Source organism: Angustibacter sp. McL0619, assembly GCF_049994355.1.
Classification (GTDB): domain Bacteria; phylum Actinomycetota; class Actinomycetes; order Actinomycetales; family Angustibacteraceae; genus Angustibacter.
In genome coordinates this window covers 195281-209710 of sequence record NZ_CP188257.1, presented here as the reverse complement: position 1 = coordinate 209710, position 14430 = coordinate 195281, and the positions used below count along the sequence as shown (strand labels likewise).

The window sequence follows — 14430 nt, the reverse complement described above, 5'->3', positions numbered from 1 at the left end:
CGGGGTCTACGATCACGCCACGGCGAAGGGGGTCCCATGACCACTGCTCCTGTCAGGCCGAGCCAGCTCACCCGTGAAGAGCGGGCCGCTCTCGGCAAGTCGGCGCGCGCGGCCGCTCCACTGGAGTCTCACGCCGAACACCTGACCGACGGCCGCCCAGATCCGGTGGATCTGCTGGAGAGTCAGGCCACCAGCCGCGTCACCGAGCTCGTCCCGATTCGCTACGGACGCATGCTGGCCTCGCCGTTCGCGTTCTACCGCGGCGGCGCGCTGATCATGGCTTCTGACCTGTCGCGCACCCCCCGGTCCGGACTGACCGTGCAGCTGTGCGGTGACGCGCACCTGAGCAACTTCGGCATCTACGCCACCCCGGAGCGCCGACTCTTCTTCGACATCAACGACTTCGACGAGACGCACCCGGGGCCGTTCGAGTGGGACGTCAAGCGCCTGGTGGCGAGCCTGGCCGTCGCCTCCCGGAGCAACGGGTTCTCAGGCAAGCAACGCCGCAAGGTTCTGCTGGCCGCCGGTGCGGCCTATCGAACGGCGATGAAAGAGCTTGCCGGACAACGGAACCTAGAAGTCTGGTACACCCACCTCGACATGGACGACGCGGCCCTGCAGATCCAGAAGCAGTTCGGTGCCGAAGACTCGGCACGGGCCCGGGCCGCTATCGACAAGGCACGCCGCCGCAACAGCCTGCAGGCGCTGGGCAAGCTCACCACGATGGTCGACGGGAAGGCACGGATCCGCAGCGACCCACCGCTGCTCGTCCCCGTGGAGGAGCTCTGGGGTGCGGACGTCGCGGAGGACGTCTACCGCGAGCTGGGCAGGGTCCTGGAGTCCTACGGCACGACCCTGCAGAGCGACCGCCGGCACCTGCTGGCGCAGTTCGAGCTGGTGCAGATCGCTCGCAAGGTCGTCGGGGTCGGCAGCGTCGGCACCCGCGCCTTCGTCCTGCTGATGCAGGGCATCGACGGTCAGGATCCGCTGTTCCTGCAGGCGAAGCAGGCGCAGGAGTCGGTGCTGGCCCCGTACACCGGAGGGTCGGCCGACGATCATCACGGCCGACGTGTCGTCACCGGTCAGCACCTGATGCAGGCGTCGAGCGACATCTTCCTCGGCTGGCAGCGGGTCCCGGGCATCGACGGCGTGGACCGCGACTACTACCTGCGTCAGCTTCGGGACGGCAAGGGGTCGGTCATCGTGGAGAACCTCACCCCGACGACCATGAAGTTCTACGGCGAGGTCTGCGCCCGGACGCTCGCGCGCGCCCACGCCCGCTCCGGTGACCGGGTGGCGATCGCCGCGTACCTGGGTTCGAAGACGCGCTTCGACGAGGCGATCGCCGACCACGCGCACGCCTACGCCGATCAGAACGAGCGTGACCACGCCGCGCTCGGGGACGCCGTCGCCACTGGACGGGTCACCGCTCGGTCCGACCTGTAGGCGCACCTAGTCGGGCACCACGGTGATCGCGCTCATCTCGCGAGCCGTCCACGGTGTGACGACTGCGCCGCTGGTGACCCGGAAGCTCAAGTCGTTGTAGGCCTCCTCGTCGTTCAGCTCCAGGGCTGGGCCGGTGGGCACGGTGACCGCTAGGACGGTGGCGACCTTGGTCCCGCCGGCAGCGGTGAAGTCGAAGAACACCGTCGTCTGGCCCATCAGGTCGTCCGGCCTGTTCATCTCGCGGGCCCACGTGTCCTGGTCCATCCGCCGCTGGTTCGCCTCGACGGTCACACCTATCGGGCAGACGGCCGTGATCGGGTAGCTGATCAGCGGGTCGCCGGCCGGTGTGAACAGACCGGAGGCAACCGGCCGGCCGGGGGTGAGCGTACAACCGCCGGCCGTGGTCGACGCCTCGGCCGGGGCGGCGAGGACGATCGGCGTGAGCGCCAGGGCGGCGATGCCCACGGGTAGGGCTATCACTCGTATTCGGTTCATGGTGATCTCCTTATGCGGGACGGTCACACAGACCGCCGGTTGAGGGCACCGCGGCTGCAGCGCCCAACCCCAGGCTGTGCGCGACCCGTCAGCGCGACGTCAGAACGGTCGCGGATCCTGGCACGCTCGCCGTTCTCAGGGCAGGCTGGTCCCGGCCGATACCCCAGCAGCTCGGAGGCGACCATGCCCGTGGATGACGACTACGCGGACGACGACTACGTGGACGGCAACGCGCTAGCCGGCGAGCTGCAGGAGCTCTTCGCCGTCGACGTGACGATCGCAGTCGGTGAGTGCGCCCACTGCGGCCGCCAGGCGCCGATGGCCGAGACCCGGGTCTACACCCGGGCGCCGGGCACGGTCGTGCGCTGTCGTGGCTGCGGCGGGGCCTTGCTGAAGCTGGTCACCGCGCCGCACGCCCGATGGCTGGACCTCAGCGGCCTGGCCCGGCTGACGATCCGGGCGCCGGAGGCTGCGGCCGGCTAGCTCGGCCCGAAGCGCTCGGTGCGGATGCGGCGCGGGTCGTTCCCGGCTCGCACGAGCAGGTCCGAGACCGCTTCGACGAACCCCGTCGGCCCGCAGACGTAGGTGGTGGCCCCGTCGTCCGGCGGTCGTGCCCACTCAGCCAGCCGGTCGGCGTTCACCCTGCCGGGCACACCGTCCCAACCCGGCGGCGCGGACCGAGTGAAGGCGTACTGGACGCTCAGACCCGTCTGCGTCGCAGCGCGACGCTCGAGCTCCCCGCGGAAGTAGACGGACGCAGGCTCGCGCACCGAGTACAACAGCCGCACCGGCGCGCTCGACCCGGTCGCGTCGTGGGTGCGCACCATCGAGATCAGCGGGACGACACCCGAGCCGCCGGCGATGAGCTGCAAGGGTTCGTCCTGCTGCGAGCGCCAGACGAACCAGCCGCCGAGAGGTCCCCGTAGCTCGAGTGGGTCACCCACGGCCGCCACCTGCACCAGGTACGGAGACACCTCGCCCCCGGGCACCTGCTCCACCGCGATCTCGACCAGCTCACCCTGCGAAGCCGAGGCGATGGAGTAGGACCGGGTCGCCGTGTAGCCGTCCGGTGCGGTGAGCCGGACGTCGACGTGCTGGCCGGGCAGGTGGCCCGGCCAGCCCGGAACGCTCAGCCGCAGGGTCCGCGCGGACGGCGTCTCGGGGTGCACGGCCTGAACCGTCCCCAACCGCCAGGTGCTCACTCCCAGTACCGCTGCTCGCGCCACGGGTCGCCGTATGCGTGGTAGCCGGCGTTCTCCCAGAAGCCCAGCTCCTCGACGTCCGAGAGCGTGATGCTGTTGACCCACTTCGCGCTCTTCCAGAAGTAAAGGTGCGGCACGAGCAGTCGGGCCGGCCCGCCGTGCTCCGGTTCGAGATCGTCGTCGTCGTACTCGAAGGCGATCCAGGCCTTGCCGTCGAGCAGGTCGTCCAGGGGCAGGTTGGTGGTGTACCCGCCGTAGCTGCCGACCAGCGCGAAGTCGGCGTCGGTCTCGAGGTCGGCCATCAAGGCGTCCAGGGACACTCCGCGCCAACGGGTCCGCAGCTTGGACCAGCGGGTGACGCAGTGGATGTCCACCGTGACGTCCTCGACCGGCAGGTCCAGCAGCTGCTGCCAGTCCCAGGTGCGCCGCTCACCGGTCTCGGTGGTGATCGAGAACTCCCACTCGTCGGTGGTGACGTGCGGGGTCGGCCCGGCACTCAGCACGGGGAAGTCCTCGGTGAGGTACTGCCCCGGCGGAAGGTCGGCGGACTCGCGGCGAGGGCGCCCGAAGAAGCCCGGCGTGATGATCGACATGGCGGCTCCGCGGTGGACTGGCTGCACTCTGGTAGGGCCACTCAACTGGACCGGCCACCCAGGCGCCAGCCCTTCAGCCGATCTGGATGCTGCCGGACGTCGGCACCAGCTCGAGCCAGCTCCGACCAGGCGCGATCGGCAGCGGCCGGTCGTCCGCGCCGGTGAACGTGAGGCGGCTGTCCCGGCTCGCCTTGTGCCAGGTGCCGCTGACCTGCCGCCCGCCGGTGAGCACGGTCAGCCTGCCGGAGCCAGTCAGCACGGTCTCCGGCACCGGGTTGCCGACCGGGTCCTTGTACCCGGCGTCGCGGGTACGCACGGTCAGCACGAGCACGTTGTCGGCGGCCAGCCGCGAACCGTCGGCGGCGGTGGCCGGCTTGCTGCCCTCGCTGCGCAGCCAGGTGCCGGACGACGGCTGGAACGTCCAGCTCGGTCGCTCGGACGGCGAGAACGTGAGGGCAACTGACTGAGCGGGCTTGCTGGCCGGGTTGCCGGCTGCGGTACCGGCCGCGGCGGCGTCTGCGGCGAACGGCAGGTACGGCATGGGCGGCGCCTGGTGCCGGGAGTCGGCGTGCGCCCACAGCGTGCCGGCCCCCGCGTAGAGGTTGTGCGGCGCCTTGCGCGACGAGGTGCGCCGGAAGGCGTCAGCCGCCTCGGTGGGCGAGAGCAGCTGCACCGGTGCGCGCTGCACGATCCTGTGGACGACGCCCGCCGCGCCGGAGAAGGCGAGCAGCCCTCGGGTCGGTGCCGCGATCGACGCGTCAACGTTGCGCAGTGAGCGCACCGGCCCAAGCGTGCCGGGGTCGCGCGACTGGAACAGTGCGGCGTAGCGGGTGATGCCACCCTCTACGAGCTCCTCGACCACGATGTCCGCCCGGCCGAGGCCGCTCTGCGGGCGGGCGGCTGGGCTGTTCTCGATCTTCACGGTCAGGGCCGGCCGCTTGAGCACCGCGCTGACCCGCAGCCCGGTGAGCGGCGCCACGGACGGCGCCGCTGTTGCGGGCGTGGACGACGTGCTCGGCGTCGGTCGCGTCGTCGGGGCCGGCCGGGCCGCGGGCTGTCCCGAGCAGGCCACGACCCCGAGCACGGCGGCCGTGGCGCAGGCGAGAATGAGCGCAGGTCGGCGATTCACCGAGTCACCGTAGGCAGAGTGCGTCAACAGTCGCGACGTCGAGGCCGGCCTCGAGCAGCACCTGCCTGGTGTCCGCACCCACCAAGCGTGCAGCGGGTGCGGGCGTTGTCGGCGTCCCGTCGAAGCGCGGGGCGGCATGGGGTTCCAGCAGGCCGTTCGCCTCGGTGAAGGTTCCGCGGGCGCGGTTGTGCGGATGCTGCGCCGCCTCGGCGAACGACAGCACAGGGGTCACGCAGGCCTCGGTGCCCTCGAAGTGGGCGACCCAGTCCTGACGGCTGCGGCTGGCGAAGACTTCGGCCAGTCGCGCCGACATCGCGGGCCAGCCGGCCACGTCGAACTGGTTGGCGTACAACGGTTCTGTGGCGAGGCCGAGCCCCACGAGCAGAGCCTGGTAGAACTGCGGCTCGATGGCACCGACCGCGACGTACTCAGCGTCGAGGCAGCGGTAGGTGCGGTAGAACGGCGCGGAGCCGTCGAAGATGTTGCCGCCGCGCCGGTCGGCCCACATCCCGCGCGCCAGCAGGCCGTGCACCAGCGAGAGCTGGATAGCCGCGCCGTCCGTCATCGCCGCGTCGACCACCTGGCCACGACCCGTCGTCCGCGAGCTAAGCACCGCCGAGACGATGCCGAAGGCGAGCAGCAGACCTCCACCACCCATGTCCCCCACCAGGTTCAGCGGCGGCTGCGGCTCACGGTCGGGCTGCCCGAGCGCACCGAGGACGCCGGACAGGGCGAGGTAGTTGATGTCGTGGCCGGGCGTCTGGGCGAGCGGGCCGTCCTGACCCCAACCGGTCATCCGGCCGTAGACGAGTCGAGGGTTGCGCTCCAGACATATCTGCGGCCCGAGGCCAAGTCGTTCTGCCACACCGGGTCTGAAGCCTTCGACGACGGTGTCGGTGGTGTCCACCAGCCGCAGGACTGCGTCGGCGCCCGCCGCTGACTTCAGGTCCAGTGCCACCGATCGGCGACCGCGGTGCAGCACCGGGTGCTCGCTGGGCCGCCCGGCGTCCGCGGGTCGCTCGATCCGCACGACGTCGGCGCCGAGGTCGGCCAGCAGCATGGCGCAGAACGGTCCTGGCCCGATCCCGCCGAGCTCGACCACGCGGACGCCGGCCAGCGGGCCTTGCCGTTCAGCAGTCACGCCACCATTCTCCCTTGGCCGGCACTACTCACCGAAGCGGCCGCGAGCCTCCACGGGGATCAGCGGCTTGTCGGCGCGGACCTTGAGCTCCTGCACCGCCCAGGTGTTGCCGTCAGGGTCGGCGAAACCGAAGAACTTCGCGCCGTCCATGTCACCGAAGGACGTGACCTCGCTCGCCTCGACACCGCGGTCCAGCAGTTCCTGGCGCGCTGCAGCGGCGTCCGCCACGACGAGCTGCAGCCCGCGCATCGAACCCGGCGCCATCTCGTCCTGGCTAGGCAGGTCACCGATCACGATCGAGCAGCCAGAGCCCGCAGGGGTCAGCTGCACGACGTGCATGTGCTCGTTCGTCGTGTCGTGGTCCAGGTGGAAACCCACCTGGTCGCGGTAGAAGGCAACCGAGCGGTTGATGTCGCTGACTGGCAGGACGACGACTTCCAGCGTCCAGTCCATGCTGTACTCCTCGTCGACGGAGATGGGTGAGTGACCGACCCTAGCCCGAAGGAAGCGTTGCGCCGGGGGAAGGGCCCGCACAGCCCCTCGGGGCCGCACACTGCCGACATGTCGTGGATGTCTGGCCCGGCCGGTGGGCTCGTGGGTGGCGCATACGGCGCGGCGCGCGGCAAGTTCGGCATCCGGCGCACCCTGGACACTTGGCGCACCAGCGGGTTGCTGCTGGTGCTGCTCGCGTCGGTGCTCATCGCGGCCTTCAGCCTGTGGGGGCTGCTGGCCTGCCTGCCACTGATCCAGGGCCAGAACCGGGACGACGCCGTCGGTGGCCTCGTCGTCGCTGCGATCTTCGGTCTGCTGCTGGTCTCGGCGCTGCGGCTGATCGCGGATACCGGCCTGCGTTGGTGGTGGCGGGGACCGTCTCCGCCGAGAGCCGCTGAACGGGTCACGCCCCCGAGTCACCTTCGTGGGTGCAGCCGTGGTCGCAGCGAGGTGGGGGTGATCACAACCAGTTCGCTGCAACCATCCGTGCAACCATCCGTGCGCCAGGTGACTAGGTCGAGCTCAGCAGCGCGGCGTCCAGCCAGGACTCCACCAGGCAGACCTCCCGGCCGAGCACGATGACGAACGACACCCGGCCCTGCCACCCGCCGTCCTGGCGCTGGCGCCACTCCAGGATCACGCCCGGCCACCGCCCCGGCCAGGCGCCGTGTCCCTCCACCCAGCAGTGCCGCGGCGACCAGCTACCCGCCTGACCGATGCCCGCCTGACCGATACCCGCCTGACCGATACCGCTGGCCCGGGAGCGCTCGGACAGCGATGGTCCGCGACGGGGCATCGGCGGACTGGACACCCTGCCAGGATGCCAGATGATCGAACACCTGTTCGATAGTCCGTTCGAGCCAGAATGGCCCCGTGACTCCCGAGATGACGATGAGGCGCGCGACCGCCGACGACCGGCCGCTGGTGGAACGGCTCTGGCAGTACTACCGCCACGACCTGTCGGAGTTCCGCGACTCCTACCCGGACGCGCAGGGCCTGTTCACCTGGCACATCCTCCCGGACTTCTTCGACGAGCGGACGAGCGCGGCACAGGACCTGCACGCCTTCCTGGTCTTCGTCGACGGCAAGCCGGCCGGCTTCGCGATGGCCGACGGGCTGCCTGACGGCAGCCGCTCGTTCTACGCGTTCTTCGTCACCAGGGCGGCCCGTCGTACCGGCGTCGGACGCGAGGCGGCACTGCGACTGCTCGCCGAGCTGCCCGGCCGCTGGCAGATCGGCTTCCAGGAGGAGAACCCCGGCGCCGCCCGCTTCTGGCGCCGGCTGGTCGCCGAGGAGTTCGGCGACGCCTGGCGCGAGGAGACCCGTCCGGTGCCGGGCAAACCGCACCTGCCGGACGACGTGTTCATCCTGCTGGACAACAGCGACGGCCGGCCGAGCGACTAGGTGTAGTTCCCCGTGACGTTGTGGACGCGGGCTGCGGGGACGAGGCCTCCGATGCCGGTGTGGGGTCGGTGGTGATTGTAGGAGTGGAGCCAGTCGGGGTAGGTCGCTGCGCGGGCGTCGTCGGAGAGGTAGACCTGGGCGTAGGCCCATTCGACGATCAGGGTCCGGTTGAACCGCTCGACCTTCCCGTTGGTCTGGGGTCGGTAGGGGCGGGTCCGGCGGTGTTTGATGGCGGGCCCGAGGGCGTTGGCGAAGTCGCGTGAGCGGTAGCAGGAGCCGTTGTCGGTCATGACTGCCCGGACGGCGATCCCGGCTTGGGCGAAGAACGCGTTGGCGCGGCCCCAGAAGGCCGCGGCGGTCTCCTTGCGCTCGTCAGGCAGCGGCTCGGAGTAGGCCAGCCGGGAATGATCGTCCACCGCGTGGTGCAAGAAGACGTAGCCACGCGACGTCGGCGCGCCACCATGACCGGCCCGCTCGGTCCTGGCATGGGCGCGTCGGTGCTGTTCGGAGTCGCGACCAAAGGCCCGCCAGCCACCACCGTCCGGGATCCGGCCCAGCTTCTTGATGTCCACATGGACCAGGTCGCCCGGGGCCGCCGCCTCGTAGCGGATCGGCGATGGCTTGCGGACCGGCAGGCCGGTGGCCTGGTCGAGGTGGACCAGCAGCGGCATCCGATAACGCGCCAGGACGCGACCAACCGTCGAACGCGGAACCCCGAGGTGATAGCCGATCCGGTGAGGGCCCCAGCGGCGGCAGTAGCGCAGCTTCACGATGCGTCGCTCGAGCCGCTCAGGACATTGCCGCGGGGAGCTGGCTGGCCTGGAGGAGCGGTCGGTCATCGGCAGGCCCTGCCGATACCGACCGGCCCACTTGGCGGCCGTGGCCGGCGAGACCTGGAAGCGCTCTGCCGCGCGACGGCAGGTCCAGCCGCCCTCGACGATCACAACCGCAAGCCTGCGGCGTCCCTCAGGGGTGAGCGGGGCATTAGCGTGAGTCACGAGGACCTCCAGTTGAGGGTTGGTGTGGTAACCCCCTCCGTACTGGGAGGTCCTCGCTATCCGTCTACGCCTTCACGCTCACAACCTGTGTAGGAACTACAACTAGGTCAGGCTCGCCGGGTACTCGCGGACCAGCGCGTCCAGGTAGTCGACGTACGCGGCGGCGACCCCGCCATCCGCCATGGTGATCTGGTTCTCCGCGTTCCGCTCGGCGTTGGCCGAGAAGTTGTAGCTCCCGGTGGTCACCAGGTCGTCGGTGACCAGCACCTTGAGGTGCATGAAGTCATGGGTCGACGTCGGGCTGTACGGGATCGAGTGCTTCACATGCAGGTGCGGCGACACGGCGTCCCAGCTGGCCAGCACCTGGGTGCTCCCGCTGGCCCGCCACTGCCGGACGATCGGGTCCATCTGGCCGCCGTCGTAGATGCCGCTGACCGGCACCCCCCGCCCGAGCGCGTCCGCGAGCGCGGCCAGCACGTCGTGCGAGGTGAGCACCATCGCGCCGACCACGACCCGATCGGTGGCGGCGGCGACCCGGGCGGCGACCGCTGCGTTGACCGCCACGCCGTCGCCGGGGCAGAAGTCCCAGCCGACGTCGGTGCCACCGACAGTGGTGTGGCCGCTGTCGCCCTTGCCGGTACCGCTGATCGAGCCGGTGCTCCACATCTGCTCGAAGTCGGTGCGGTAGGCGAGGGCGAGGGTGCCGCTGGACAGCGTGACGATGTTGTTCTCCTGGCGGGTCCAGGCGTCGTCGGTGAAGTTGGTCGAACCGGTCCAGACCGCGGCCGTGGGCGGGGACGCCACCTCGTCGCCGGGCGCGTCCCGCACCAGGTACTTGGAGTGCATGAGCTGGCTGCCACCACGGATCGCCGTGCTCTGCACCCCGGTGCCGGCGAAGTGCTCCTGCACCCACACGCCGGTCCCGATCGGCGCGGGGTCGGCGGCCAGCTCGGCGAAGTCCTGCGCGGTCGCGTCCGCCGGTTTGCCTGCGTCGTAACCGATCCGGACGACAACACCGCGGTCGGTGGCGCCGGTCAGCGCGCCCACGACAGTGCTGACGGCGTTGGCGTCGTCCAGCCGGAAGTCGTAGATGGCGACGTCGAGCGAGGTGGACGCCGCGTCGACGAAGTCGGCGAAGGCACCGGCCACCGTGGCCTCCTGGCCCGGCGGGCCGCCGTGCCGTTCGTCGCGTAGGAACAGGACGTCCGGGGAGTCGCCGAGGCTGCTCACCGCACCATCGTCGCGCGCTCGTCCGGTCCGCGCGAGCGGCCGGCTGTCTCTGTACGGGAACGGGACTCGGTGACACGCTGAGCGATGGCGCTCGCGGCCCTCACGGCCAGCCGAGTCGCGCAGGGCGTCGCGCCTGGGTGCAGAGAGGCCAGGTTCACCATGTCGCACACCCTTCGCAACGCGTCGTCCGTACTCGCGCTAGCACTTGTCACGGCACTGGCGTCAGGCCCTGCGGCCGCGGCCGCCCCTCCCGATCCGGGGACGTGGGCCCAGTTCGCCCGGACGGCGATCCACCCCAACACGGCACCGGCCGAGACGGCGTTCACGCCGGCCAATGTGAGCGGCCTCGCGGTGTCGTGGAAGGCCAGGTTCGGGCAGTTCGCCTCCGGCCAGGGCGGGGCCGCCGTCGCCGGCGGGAGGGTCTACATCGGCGGCTCGGACGGTGTGCTGTCCGTCTTCTCGTTGCCCGGCTGTGCGGCGGGGAGCTGCGTCAGGCGGTGGCGCGGCATCACCGGAAACGGGATCTACGGCACTCCCGCCGTCACCGGCCGGCTCGTACTGGTCGGATCGGCCGACCACTTCCTCTACGCCTTCCCCGCGCGTGGGTGCGGCAAGGCCGTCTGCAAGCCGATCTGGCGGGGACGGTTGCACGACGCGGCGCTCGCCTCGGTGGCGGTCGCGGATGGTGTCGCCTACCTGGGCGACTTCGGCGGGCGGATCTACGCGTTCTCGGTGAACGGTTGTGGCGCCCAGGTCTGTGCGCCGATCTGGACCGGACGGGCCGGTCCGAACCTCGAGTTCAACACCATCCCCGCGGTCGGGCACGGCCACGTCTACATCGGCGCACTGCTGAACACCCCGGACGACGCCAGCGGTCGGCTGTTCGCCTTCCGGGTCGGCGGCTGCGGCGATCCGGTCTGCCGACCGCAGTGGAGCGCGGACCTGCTCGGCCAGTCAGACGGGACGTTGTCGCCGCTGGTGTCCGGCTCGACGGTCTTCATGGGGTCGGGGACGAGGTTCAGCGACTTCCCCAACGGCACCCGGCACCTGTTCGCCTTTGCCGCCGGTGGGTGCGGCAAGCAGGTCTGCCAGCCGCTTCGCTCCTACGAGACCGGCGACAGCGACCTGACCGGCGGCCTGGCCCTGTCCGGCGGCCTGCTGTACGCCGGCTCGCAGAGCACGCCGGACCCCAACACCGTCGGGGTGTTCACGGCCTTCGCTGCCGCCGGTTGCGGCGCCTCGGTCTGCGGCCCGCTGTGGACCGCCGTCAACTTCGCCTCCGGCTTCGAGTCCCCGCCCGTCGTGGCCGGCGGCGTGGTCTTCGTAGCGAAGGGGCCGGCGTCCGGGTTCCCGGTCGACGAGGCGGTGCTGTCCTACCCCGCGAGCGGTTGCGGGGCCCGGATCTGCCTCCCGCTGTCGTTCACCTCGGTCGGCGACCAGCAGTTCTACCTCGGGGCACCGATCGCGATCGCCGCCCACACGCTGCTCGTCCCGACCGAGTCCAGCGTGGACGGCACGGACGACCTCGTCGCACTGCAAGTGCACTGACAGCTCGGCGGCCGACCCGCAAGGATGGCCCGATGAGCGCGCGCTTCGCCGAGCTGGACTGGCAGCAGACCCCGCTGGGCGCGATCTGCCTGCGCCGCCGGACCGAACCGCGCCTCGGCGTCGAGGTCTACGAGGTCAAGCTGGACGACGAGTTCCTGATGTCCAGCCTGTTCACCGTGGCCGAGGTCGAGCTGGCCCGGCGCGGCCTCGCCCTGCTCGCGGGCACCGATCTGGACGTCGTCGTCGGAGGTCTCGGGCTGGGGTACACCGCGCGGGCCGTGCTGGATGACGCACGCGTGCGCTCGATGAGCGTGGTCGAGGTCCTGCCCGAGGTGATCGACTGGCACCGGCGCGACCTGGTGCCGGGCGGCGCGACCCTGGTGCAGGACCCGCGCACGCGGCTGGTCGCCGACGACTTCTTCGCCGTCGTTGCGGCGGGCGAGGGCGAGCGTCCGTGGCAGCCCGGCGTCCGGTTCCACGCCGTGCTGCTGGACGTCGACCACTCCCCCCGGCACCTGCTGCACCCCGCACACGCCCGCTTCTACACAGCGGAGGGACTGCACGAGCTGGCCGCGCTGCTGCACGACGGAGGCGTCTTCGGCCTGTGGGCCGACGGCCGGCCGGACGGGGACTTCCTGGCCGTGCTGGGTCAGGTCTTCGAGGACGCCCGCGCCGACGTCGTCGAGTTCGCCAACTTCTACACCGGCGGGACGTCGTCCAGCACCGTCTACCTGGCCCGCTGAGCCAGGGGTCAGCCGACGTCGGCGAGCACAGACTCCAGGCCACGCCGGGCGGTCGCGACCATCGACGGATTGGTGTGCTGGTAGTACGGCAGCGCGATGACCGCGCCGGACACGATCAGCCCGCGAGCCCGGCGGCACGTCGCCTCGTCCGCGCCGACGACCTCGAGGAACGCCGGACGGCTGGCCGCGTCGAGCAGCTGCCAGGCCGGGGTCACGTCGTACGCCGGGTCGCCGGTGGCCATCGCGCCGAAGTCCAGCACCCCGGCCAACCGACCCTGCCGGACCAGCAGGTTGCCGGGCAGCAGGTCCGCGTGCAGCCAGACCGGCGGCCCGGACCACGGCGGGGCCGCGAGCGCCTCGTCCCAGACCCGCACGGTGCGCGGCACGTCGATCAGCCCGTCGCACTGTGCGAGGTACTCGCGGAACGTCTCGTCCCGCCCGGCCAGCGGCAGCCCGCGGACGAACCCGGGCGAGCCGGGCGCCGGCACCTGCGCCGGATCGATGGCCTGCAGCTCGGCGACGAAGCGGCCGAGGCTGAGGGCCAGCGAGCTCTGCGACTCGAAGCTCGCGGTCAGGGCGTCCTCGCCGGGCAGCCAGCGCACGACCGCCCAGGGGAAGGGATAGTGCTGCGTCGGCTCGCCGACCTCCACGACCTCGGGGACGCTCAGCGAGACCTGCGGTGCGAGCATCGGCAGCCAGCGCACCTCCTTCAGGAGGCCACCGACGGCGCCCGGGTGCACGGGCAGCCGCAGCGCGAGCTCGTCGCCGAGGCGGAAGACCGCGTTGTCCGTGCCGCCGGAGACGACCCGGCGCAGCGGCAGCGCGGAGTACTGCGGGAGCTGGCCGTCGACCAGTTCGCGGGCCAGCGGGTCGTCGATGTCGACCTCGTCGGCGTGCAGGCGCGTCGGCATCGCGCCATCGTCGACCACGAGCGGGTCTTGGGGCGACTCGATTTCGCGGGCCGCGCGGCTCGCGCCCAGTCGCCCTAACCCTCGACCAGCGGCCGCACCTCGGTGCCGAGGAACCGGGCCAGGCCCTCGAGGTCCGGCTCGTCGGCGGTGGGTTGGAAGGCGACGCTGGTCACCCCGGCGTCCACCCACCGGCGGGCCGCTGCCGCGACGTCCGCAGCGTCCCCGGCCACCCCGATGTCGGACGACGGGTCCAGCCCGCCCCACCGCGCGTACTCGCGCTGCAACCGTTCCTCCCCGTCTGCTCCGGTGGCGACGAACACAAAGGCGCTCACCTCGTGCGGGCCGGTGCGACCGGCGGACGCACGACCGGCGTGCACGTGCTGCAGCGCGGCGCGGACGGCGTCCGGCGACGTCCCGCTGGTGATGATCGTGCCGTCGCCGATCTGCCCGCTGAGCTCCAGCGTGCGCGGGCCTTCGGCGCCGATGTGCAGGTTCAGCTGCGACTGCGGCGGCCACTCCATGACGACGTCGTCCAGCTGGACGTACCGGCCGGACGTCGTCACCCGCTCGCCGGCCAGCAGCCGCCGCATCGCGTCGACCTGCTCGCGCATCAACGTGAGCGGCGAGCCGACGCGAGCGCCGACCTGAGCCATCCAGTCCTGGACGCCGTGCCCGACGCCGAGCTTAAGCCGGCCGGGGAACATCCGCTCCAGGGTGACCGCCTCCATGGTGGTCGCCGCGACGTTGCGCAGCGGCAGGGGTAGCAGCCCGATCGCCACGTGCACCCGCTCGGTCCACGCCAGCGCCGCGGTCACCGTCGCGACGCCGCCCGCCTTGAAGCAGTCCTCGAACAGCCAGAGCTCGTCCAGCCCGCTCTGGTCCGCGGCGCGGGCGACGCCGGCCAGCAGGTCGGGGCGGAAGGACGGGGTGAAGATGAGTCCGAGTTTGGTCACGCGGGCAACCTCGCACCCGCCGGGTCGGGCGGGCAAGGGAGCACGCCGCGAACGCCGCAGCCCAGGACCGCCGATATCGTCGGCGTGACGCCGCTCACGTGCGAAATCCGTGCGCCACACTCAAGTTCTGGCTCGATTTCGACGA

General features: G+C 71.3%; 16 protein-coding genes. 5 read left to right on the top strand and 11 right to left on the bottom strand.

The annotated features are described in order from the left end of the window. Window positions 1–36: 36 nt before the first annotated feature. Window positions 37–1446 (top strand): DUF2252 domain-containing protein, encoded by a 1410-nt coding sequence (locus ACPPVT_RS01055; RefSeq protein WP_426564630.1) that lies wholly within the window; start codon window positions 37–39, stop codon window positions 1444–1446. 6 nt (window positions 1447–1452) lie between these two features. Here the strand turns inward: ACPPVT_RS01055 and ACPPVT_RS01050 are convergent, their stop codons facing one another. Next, on the bottom strand, window positions 1453–1941 hold the full coding sequence (locus tag ACPPVT_RS01050) for a hypothetical protein (protein ID WP_426564628.1): 489 nt from the start codon (window positions 1939–1941) through the stop codon (window positions 1453–1455). 183 nt (window positions 1942–2124) lie between these two features. Between ACPPVT_RS01050 and ACPPVT_RS01045 the strand changes: the two genes are divergently transcribed. Beyond that, a complete protein-coding gene (locus ACPPVT_RS01045) occupies window positions 2125–2424 on the top strand; it encodes a DUF6510 family protein (protein WP_426564626.1) in 300 nt (99 codons plus the stop codon). On the opposite strand, the gene ACPPVT_RS01040 is transcribed toward ACPPVT_RS01045, so the two are convergent. The 6 genes from ACPPVT_RS01040 to ACPPVT_RS01015 all read right to left on the bottom strand — a co-directional run bounded on the left by ACPPVT_RS01040 (window position 2421) and on the right by ACPPVT_RS01015 (window position 7309). Then, window positions 2421–3110: a ferredoxin reductase gene (locus tag ACPPVT_RS01040; RefSeq protein ID WP_426564624.1), complete on the bottom strand. Its 690-nt coding sequence runs from the start codon at window positions 3108–3110 to the stop codon at window positions 2421–2423. The genes ACPPVT_RS01045 and ACPPVT_RS01040 overlap by 4 nt on opposite strands. A 29-nt stretch (window positions 3111–3139) precedes the next feature. After that, window positions 3140–3736 (bottom strand): molybdopterin-dependent oxidoreductase, encoded by a 597-nt coding sequence (locus ACPPVT_RS01035; RefSeq protein WP_426564622.1) that lies wholly within the window; start codon window positions 3734–3736, stop codon window positions 3140–3142. A 73-nt stretch (window positions 3737–3809) separates the two neighbouring features. Further along, window positions 3810–4865, bottom strand: a complete 1056-nt coding sequence (locus ACPPVT_RS01030; protein WP_426564620.1) for a DUF3048 domain-containing protein — start codon at window positions 4863–4865, stop codon at window positions 3810–3812. 4 nt (window positions 4866–4869) lie between these two features. Next, on the bottom strand, window positions 4870–6006 hold the full coding sequence (locus ACPPVT_RS01025) for a CaiB/BaiF CoA transferase family protein (RefSeq protein WP_426564618.1): 1137 nt from the start codon (window positions 6004–6006) through the stop codon (window positions 4870–4872). Between the two features lie 24 nt (window positions 6007–6030). Further along, a complete protein-coding gene (locus ACPPVT_RS01020) occupies window positions 6031–6459 on the bottom strand; it encodes a VOC family protein (protein ID WP_426564616.1) in 429 nt (142 codons plus the stop codon). 550 nt (window positions 6460–7009) lie between these two features. After that, window positions 7010–7309 (bottom strand): hypothetical protein, encoded by a 300-nt coding sequence (locus tag ACPPVT_RS01015; RefSeq protein ID WP_426564614.1) that lies wholly within the window; start codon window positions 7307–7309, stop codon window positions 7010–7012. 62 nt (window positions 7310–7371) lie between these two features. Between ACPPVT_RS01015 and ACPPVT_RS01010 the strand changes: the two genes are divergently transcribed. Beyond that, complete coding sequence (locus tag ACPPVT_RS01010) at window positions 7372–7902, top strand: GNAT family N-acetyltransferase (protein WP_426564612.1); 531 nt, start codon at window positions 7372–7374, stop codon at window positions 7900–7902. On the opposite strand, the gene ACPPVT_RS01005 is transcribed toward ACPPVT_RS01010, so the two are convergent. Both ACPPVT_RS01005 and ACPPVT_RS01000 read right to left on the bottom strand, forming a co-directional pair. Next, window positions 7899–8900: an IS481 family transposase gene (locus ACPPVT_RS01005; protein WP_426564610.1), complete on the bottom strand. Its 1002-nt coding sequence runs from the start codon at window positions 8898–8900 to the stop codon at window positions 7899–7901. The two genes, ACPPVT_RS01010 and ACPPVT_RS01005, sit on opposite strands and share 4 nt — an antisense overlap. 102 nt (window positions 8901–9002) lie before the next feature. After that, window positions 9003–10130 (bottom strand): phospholipase D-like domain-containing protein, encoded by a 1128-nt coding sequence (locus ACPPVT_RS01000; protein ID WP_426564608.1) that lies wholly within the window; start codon window positions 10128–10130, stop codon window positions 9003–9005. A gap of 159 nt (window positions 10131–10289) precedes the next feature. Between ACPPVT_RS01000 and ACPPVT_RS00995 the strand changes: the two genes are divergently transcribed. Further along, window positions 10290–11678: a PQQ-binding-like beta-propeller repeat protein gene (locus ACPPVT_RS00995; protein ID WP_426564606.1), complete on the top strand. Its 1389-nt coding sequence runs from the start codon at window positions 10290–10292 to the stop codon at window positions 11676–11678. 32 nt (window positions 11679–11710) lie between these two features. Next, window positions 11711–12421, top strand: a complete 711-nt coding sequence (locus ACPPVT_RS00990) for a spermidine synthase (RefSeq protein ID WP_426564604.1) — start codon at window positions 11711–11713, stop codon at window positions 12419–12421. Window positions 12422–12429: 8 nt separating this feature from the next. On the opposite strand, the gene ACPPVT_RS00985 is transcribed toward ACPPVT_RS00990, so the two are convergent. Both ACPPVT_RS00985 and ACPPVT_RS00980 read right to left on the bottom strand, forming a co-directional pair. Then, window positions 12430–13332 (bottom strand): aminoglycoside phosphotransferase family protein, encoded by a 903-nt coding sequence (locus ACPPVT_RS00985; RefSeq protein ID WP_426564602.1) that lies wholly within the window; start codon window positions 13330–13332, stop codon window positions 12430–12432. Between the two features lie 74 nt (window positions 13333–13406). Continuing rightward, a complete protein-coding gene (locus ACPPVT_RS00980; protein WP_426564600.1) occupies window positions 13407–14285 on the bottom strand; it encodes an LLM class flavin-dependent oxidoreductase in 879 nt (292 codons plus the stop codon). Window positions 14286–14430: the final 145 nt, after the last annotated feature.